Annotated in this window: 8 protein-coding genes, 1 pseudogene and 1 riboswitch; of the genes and pseudogenes, 3 read left to right on the plus strand and 6 right to left on the minus strand. The window is 70.6% G+C overall.

The annotated features are described in order from the left end of the window. From ACFTZL_RS39815 to ACFTZL_RS39840, 6 genes and pseudogenes are all read right to left on the minus strand, one after another. Positions 1-74 (minus strand): annotated as a pseudogene (locus ACFTZL_RS39815) (urease accessory protein UreG); the annotation flags it as partial. Between the two features lie 154 nt (positions 75-228). After that, complete coding sequence (locus tag ACFTZL_RS39820) at positions 229-903, minus strand: urease accessory protein UreF (RefSeq protein ID WP_382593890.1); 675 nt, start codon at positions 901-903, stop codon at positions 229-231. A 10-nt stretch (positions 904-913) separates the two neighbouring features. Further along, positions 914-2,635 (minus strand): urease subunit alpha, encoded by a 1,722-nt coding sequence (locus tag ACFTZL_RS39825; protein WP_382593893.1) that lies wholly within the window; start codon positions 2,633-2,635, stop codon positions 914-916. After that, positions 2,628-2,939, minus strand: coding sequence for an urease subunit beta (locus ACFTZL_RS39830; protein ID WP_382593896.1), 312 nt, complete (start codon positions 2,937-2,939; stop codon positions 2,628-2,630). Before ACFTZL_RS39830 ends, ACFTZL_RS39825 begins: the two co-directional genes overlap by 8 nt. A 12-nt stretch (positions 2,940-2,951) precedes the next feature. After that, entirely contained in the window at positions 2,952-3,254 is a 303-nt protein-coding gene (locus tag ACFTZL_RS39835; RefSeq protein ID WP_028808600.1) for an urease subunit gamma, read from the minus strand. A 188-nt stretch (positions 3,255-3,442) separates the two neighbouring features. After that, positions 3,443-3,730: a type II toxin-antitoxin system Phd/YefM family antitoxin gene (locus tag ACFTZL_RS39840; protein WP_382593899.1), complete on the minus strand. Its 288-nt coding sequence runs from the start codon at positions 3,728-3,730 to the stop codon at positions 3,443-3,445. Between the two features lie 90 nt (positions 3,731-3,820). On the opposite strand from ACFTZL_RS39840, the gene ACFTZL_RS39845 reads away from it, so the two are divergent. The 3 genes from ACFTZL_RS39845 to ACFTZL_RS39855 all read left to right on the plus strand — a co-directional run bounded on the left by ACFTZL_RS39845 (position 3,821) and on the right by ACFTZL_RS39855 (position 5,807). Then, positions 3,821-4,456 carry an ATP-dependent Clp protease proteolytic subunit gene (locus ACFTZL_RS39845; protein ID WP_382593902.1) on the plus strand — a complete coding sequence of 212 codons (636 nt, stop codon included), beginning with the start codon at positions 3,821-3,823 and terminating at the stop codon, positions 4,454-4,456. Positions 4,457-4,463: 7 nt separating this feature from the next. Then, the gene (locus tag ACFTZL_RS39850; RefSeq protein ID WP_382593905.1) at positions 4,464-4,772 is read left to right on the plus strand and encodes a hypothetical protein; all 309 of its coding nucleotides are present in this window, start codon (positions 4,464-4,466) and stop codon (positions 4,770-4,772) included. A gap of 345 nt (positions 4,773-5,117) precedes the next feature. Beyond that, positions 5,118-5,330: riboswitch (cyclic di-AMP (ydaO/yuaA leader) on the plus strand. Between the two features lie 3 nt (positions 5,331-5,333). Then, complete coding sequence (locus tag ACFTZL_RS39855) at positions 5,334-5,807, plus strand: C40 family peptidase (protein WP_382593908.1); 474 nt, start codon at positions 5,334-5,336, stop codon at positions 5,805-5,807. Positions 5,808-5,840 lie beyond the last annotated feature (33 nt).

A 5,840-nucleotide genomic window follows, 5' to 3' on the forward strand; every position in this document is an offset into this window, starting at 1 on the left:
CTGCGGGTGCCGTCGGGTCGGCGGGCGTCGGCACTTACGGCGGCGGGGCCGTCGTGGCTGTGGTCGAGGTGCATGTGCGGCTCCTGGTGGGGCGGGTCCTGGTTCGGGGCGATGCGGGATGGCGGGGGCTCGTGTCGGGGTGCGGGTGAGTGGGGGCCGGTCGCGCTCACGCGGCGGAGCCGCATATCGAACACAGCCCCGCGCCCCTCAGGCGTTGACAACGGGCAGCTACGAGGCGAACAGCCTTACCGGCCACCCCGCATGCACCTCCGCCCCGATCTCCAGCAGCGGTGCCGACGCGGCGGGCAGCGCGTCGACGCCTTCGTCGACCACCCGCCTCGCCGCCTCCACCGCCCGGTCCACGACCCGATCCAGCTCCGGCGCCAGCCGGGCCAGCACTCCCGCCGCGTCGAAGGGATCCAGGCTCAGCAGGCGTACCGTCGCCGTGGCCGGGCCGCTCACGTTCTCGTACGCCGCGCAGTACGCCGCGTCGACCGGCCCCAGCCCGGCCGCCCGTGCCGTCAGTCCGAGCACCACCGGCTGATGGGCGCCCTTGGGGAACTCCCGTGCCAGCCCGTCCAGTTCTGCGGACGGCCAGGTCGACCGGGCGGCTCGCATCAGCTGGCGCCCCAGCTTGCGCGCGGCGACCCGCAGCGCGGGCGACGGCGTACGGGCGTCCGCCGCACGGTCCAGCGCGACGGGGTCGATCCCGAGCGCCGCGGCGGCGGAGAGCGCCGCGGCCACTGATCCGGCCGTGTGCAGGCGCCCCCGGCAGAAGTCCGCGAGGCTCGCCGCCCCCTTGATCCGCCCGGCCTTGACCGCGGCCTCGGCCCCGCCGGAGTGTGCGTGGCCGCCGGCGGGAAAGCGGCCGTCGGCCAGGACGAGAAGCGCTGCTCGTGACATCAGGGCATCCTCAGAACAGGAAGTAGCGCTGAGCCATGGGCAGTTCGTCCGCCGGCGCCGCCTCGACCAGTTCCCCGTCGATGTGCACCGCGAAGCTGTCGGGATCGACCCGCACCTCCGGGCGCGCGTCGTTCTCCCGCATGTCGGCCTTGGTGACCCCGCGCGTCGACTCGATCGCCACGAACCGCTTGCCGAGCCCCAGCCGGTCCGGCAGCCCGTCCTCGACGGCCAAGGGGGCGATGAAGTTCAGGGAGTTGGCGGCCGGTGCCCGCCCGATCGCCCCGTACATCGGGCGCGGCAGGATCGGCTGCGGCGTGGGGATCGAGGCGTTCGCGTCGCCCATCTGCGCGTACGCGATCTGCCCGCCCTTGATGACGAGCTGCGGCTTGACGCCGAAGAACGCAGGCTCCCACAGCACCAGGTCGGCCAGCTTGCCGCTCTCGACCGAGCCGATCTCCCGGGCCAGGCCCTGGGCGAGCGCGGGGTTGATCGTGTATTTGGCGACATAGCGACGCACCCGGCGGTTGTCGGCGCGTCCGTCCCCGGGCAGGGCACCCCGCCGCCGCTTCATCACATGCGCGGTCTGCCAGGTCCGCATGACGACCTCGCCGACGCGCCCCATGGCCTGGGAGTCGGAGGAGATGATCGAGATCGCGCCCAGGTCGTGCAGCACGTCCTCCGCGCCGATCGTGGACGGCCTGATCCGGGACTCCGCGAAGGCCAGGTCCTCCGGCACCGCCGGGTTGAGGTGGTGGCAGACCATCAGCATGTCGAGGTGTTCCTCGGCGGTGTTGACGGTGAACGGCCGGGTCGGATTGGTGGAGCTCGGCAGCACGTACGACTCGGAGACGACGGTCATGATGTCCGGCGCGTGCCCGCCGCCCGCGCCCTCGGTGTGGTACGCGTGGATGCCCCGCCCGGCGATCGCGGCGAGCGTGTCGCCGACGAACCCGGCCTCGTTGAGCGTGTCCGTGTGGATCGCGACCTGGATGCCGGTCTGCTCGGCGACGGTCAGCGAGGCGTCGATGACGGCCGGGGTCGAGCCCCAGTCCTCGTGCAGCTTCAGACCGAGCGCGCCGCCGCGGATCTGCGACAGCATCGCCTCGTGCGAGACGGTGTTGCCCTTGCCGAGCAGGCCGATGTTGAGCGGGAAGGCCTCCATCGCCTCCAGCATCCGCGCGAGATGCCAGGGGCCGGGGGTCACGGTGGTGGCCTTGGAGCCCTCGGCCGGGCCCGTGCCGCCGCCGACGAGGGTCGTGATGCCCGACGAGAGCGCCTCGTCGGCGATCTGCGGGCAGATGAAGTGGACGTGCGCGTCGATCGCGCCGGCCGTGAGGATCCGCCCGTTGCCGGCGATGATCTCGGTCTCCGGGCCGATGACCAGGTCCGGGTGGACGCCGTCCATGGTGTCGGGGTTGCCGGCCTTGCCGATCCCGGTGATCCGCCCGTCGCGGATGCCGACGTCGGCCTTGACGATCCCCCAGTGGTCGATGATCACCGCGCCGGTGACGACGGTGTCCGGGGTGCCCTCCGCGCGCGTGGCACGCGCCTGGCCCATGGACTCGCGGATGACCTTGCCGCCGCCGAACACGGCCTCGTCACCGGCGCGCCCGGGGCCGCCCGAGCGGTCCTCCTCGATCTCCACCAGCAGATCGGTGTCGGCTAGCCGGATCCGGTCGCCGGTCGTCGGGCCGAACAGGTCGGCGTACGCGGCACGCGAGATCTCAGGCATCGAGGGCACCTCCGGTCTCACCGCGCAGACCGGGCACGACACGGGCGCCGGTGAGCGGAACGAGTTCGACGTCGACGGGGATCCCGGGTTCGAAGCGCACGGCCGTGCCTGCGGCGACGTTCAGCCGCTTTCCGCGGGCCGCGGCGCGGTCGAACTCCAGGCCGGGGTTGGCCTCGGCGAAGTGATAGTGGGAGCCGACCTGCACGGGCCGGTCGGCGGCGTTGAGGACGGTCAGCCGGGTGACCTCGCGGCCCTCGTTGTAGGCAATCGGGTCGTCGGCGAAGAAGATCTCTCCGGGAATCACGGCGGCTCCCCGTCAGACGATCGGGTCGTGGACGGTGACGAGCTTGGTGCCGTCCGGGAAGGTGGCCTCGACCTGGACGTCGTGGATCATCTCCGGGATGCCCTCCATGACGTCGTCCCGGGTGAGCAGCTTGCGTCCGGAGGACATGAGCTCGGCGACGGTACGGCCGTCACGGGCGCCTTCGAGGATGTGCGAGGTGATGAGCGCGACCGCCTCGGGGTGGTTCAGCCTCAGCCCGCGGGCCCTGCGCTTCTCGGCCACGTCGGCCGCGACGTGGATCAGCAGTCTCTCTTGCTCGTGCGGGGTCAGTTGCACGTCCCACCTCACAGTCCTCGCTCCGGACCGTGCGGGGCCCGGCTGCCGCAGCCCCGGGGAAAAGCCCTGGTGGCGTGGCGGCAGGCTAGTTGGACCGAGTTTCGGGCACGTTAACCGAGCTGTGATCCTTCAGGCCTGTGAGCACGGGTCCCGCATGCCCTCAGGTGTTCCCGATACCGGGACCCGGACTACGCCGGGTTGGCCCCCCGATGCTCCGCCGCGATCCCGAACCGCCGGCGTTCGCGAGGAGCGGACGCGACCTCGCGGACCGTGGAGACGGCGCTGATCACCTGCTCCTCGGCGGGCTCCGCGAGCTCCTGCGCCTCTTCGAGTCGCCGCAGGTCATCGGCTGAGACGAGGGCGACGAGGGGCTTGCCGTGCCGGGTGACGACGACACGCTCGCCGGCGTACACCACGCGGTTGATCAGGTCGGCGAGCTCAGCCCTGGCTTGCGTCACCGGAATCTCATAGGCCATGGGCCCATCATAACGTGACGTACGTCCTGTACATTTTTTACAGAGGAAGCTGTCGCCGGAGACAGCTCTGCCCGCGAGGAGGGGTTCACCATGACCCGACCGTCCGCCCGTCACGTGCTGCCCGAGTTCACCGAACGCACGAGTTCCGGGCAGCGGACCATGGACCCGTACTCGAAGCTGCTGGAGGAGCGGATCGTCTTCCTCGGGGCGCCGGTGGACGAGATCTCGGCGAACGACGTGATGGCCCAGTTCATGTACCTCGAGCACCAGGCCCCGGACCGCGACATCTCGCGCTACATCAACTCCCCCGGCGGCGCGTTCCACGCGATGACGGCCCTCTACGACACGATGCGCTACGTCACGTGTGACGTGGAGACGATCTGCCTGGGCCAGGCAGGGGCGGCCGCCACCGTGCTGCTGGCGGCGGGCACGCCGGGCAAGCGGTCCATGCTGCCGGACGCGCGTCTGGTGATCCATCAGCCCGCCCTGCCCGAGCCGGTCCAGGGACAGGCGAGCGACCTGGCGATCCAGGCCGACGAGCTGATGCGGATCCGGACCCGCATGGAGGAGATGCTCGCGCGGCACACCGGTCGCACCCGGGAACAGGTGAGCGAGGACATCGAGCGGGACAAGATCCTCACCGCCCAGGAGGCGGTGGAGTACGGCCTGGTGGACCGGATCGTCCCCAACCGCAAGGCCACCATGGCCGCACCCACCGGAAGGTGAAGCGCCGGTGCTGCCGCCCGAACTGCCTCCGCTGCCCGCCCTGACGTGTGCCGAGGCGGAGTTGATCGACCGTTACCTCGAGGTCGTGGACCTGCTCGGCCGGATCAATCCGGCGCTGCACGGCGACACCTACCGCGGACTGCGCGCCGCCCAGGCCCTGGTCGGCAAGGCGACCGCGCTGCGTGACGCTCTGGCCTTGATGCACCAGCGGGGCGAGACGGAACTGCACGCCGACACACTGGCCCGGGCGCTGCGGGTGCTGGACGGCGAGCGCCGGACCGCCCGCGTCACCCTGCCCCCGGAGTCCGTCGGTTGACGCGGATCCGGCGGATCCATCGGCCCGGACGCTCGCTCTGTCGACGTGGCGTCCGGGTCTGAGTCGAAACGGGCCAAACGACGTACCGCTGTCTGGAGTAGACGGGGCACCAATTTTTGGCCCGTCACGGTTGCGCGACGCGCACGGCGGAGGAGCGGAATGGGACATTCCATCGCTGGTCCGGCGGTGCGCGGCGTGGTGGACACCGTCTCGAACACAGACGTGTCCACCCGAACGGGTGAGTGGTGAGTAACAACACAAATCCCCGGTTCCGTTGGGATTTCATGACAACCATCAGTCAAGATCCCTGACTGACGACAAGACCCCGCCACAGCGGCGGGGCGATCCGGGCGGACGCCGAGTCCTGCCGCCGCCTGGATGACCGGTCGACAGGAGTGGATCGGCAGGAGTGGAGGACCCAAGCACGACGGGTCGCCGGGACGGTCACGCCATGACCGGACCCGAGCAGCCCTTGGGGTGAAGCCGCGTCAGCGGCCGGGCAACTTCGCCAGCCCGAATCCGACAGGTCATCCTTCACAGGCGGCTGACGAAGGGTTGCGCATGACTGCGCTCAATCGTGTCCCGTCGCTCATGGTCCGGGCCGGTACGGCCTCGGCCCTCACCATCGCCGCCGTGGGCGGCTCGATCGTGGCCCCCGGCTTCTCCTCCGAGGCATCGGCAGCCACGCCGGCGACCAAGGCACTCCAGATAGCGGCCTCGAAGAAGGGATCGCCCTACAGGTACGGCGCCACCGGCCCGCACCGGTTCGACTGCTCGGGCCTCACGCTGTACTCGTTCAAGAAGGTCGGCAAGAAGCTGCCGCGCACGGCCGCCCAGCAGTACAACAAGACCCGCCACATCTCCGCCCAGAACCGCAAGGCGGGAGACCTGGTGTTCTTCCACTCGGGCCGGAACGTGTACCACGTCGGTATCTACGCGGGTAAGAACAAGCTCTGGCACGCCCCGAAGAGCGGGGACGTGGTGCGGCTGCAGAAGATCTGGACCAAGAGCGTCTGGTACGGGCGCGTGAAGTGATCCGCCCGGCGTGCGGCGGCGCCTGACACGCGC

This window comes from Streptomyces sp. NPDC056948, from assembly GCF_042674225.1.
GTDB classification, from domain to species: domain Bacteria; phylum Actinomycetota; class Actinomycetes; order Streptomycetales; family Streptomycetaceae; genus Streptomyces; species Streptomyces purpurascens.

What these genes read in the sequence shown, in the direction of transcription:
- ACFTZL_RS39820 (WP_382593890.1), bottom strand. Translation starts at nt 903, where the DNA reads ATGTCACGAGCAGCGCTTCTCGTCCTGGCCGACGGCCGCTTTCCCGCC.
- ACFTZL_RS39825 (WP_382593893.1), bottom strand. Translation starts at nt 2,635, where the DNA reads ATGCCTGAGATCTCGCGTGCCGCGTACGCCGACCTGTTCGGCCCGACG.
- ACFTZL_RS39840 (WP_382593899.1), bottom strand. Translation starts at nt 3,730, where the DNA reads ATGGCCTATGAGATTCCGGTGACGCAAGCCAGGGCTGAGCTCGCCGAC.
- ACFTZL_RS39845 (WP_382593902.1), top strand. Translation starts at nt 3,821, where the DNA reads ATGACCCGACCGTCCGCCCGTCACGTGCTGCCCGAGTTCACCGAACGC.
- ACFTZL_RS39855 (WP_382593908.1), top strand. Translation starts at nt 5,334, where the DNA reads ATGACTGCGCTCAATCGTGTCCCGTCGCTCATGGTCCGGGCCGGTACG.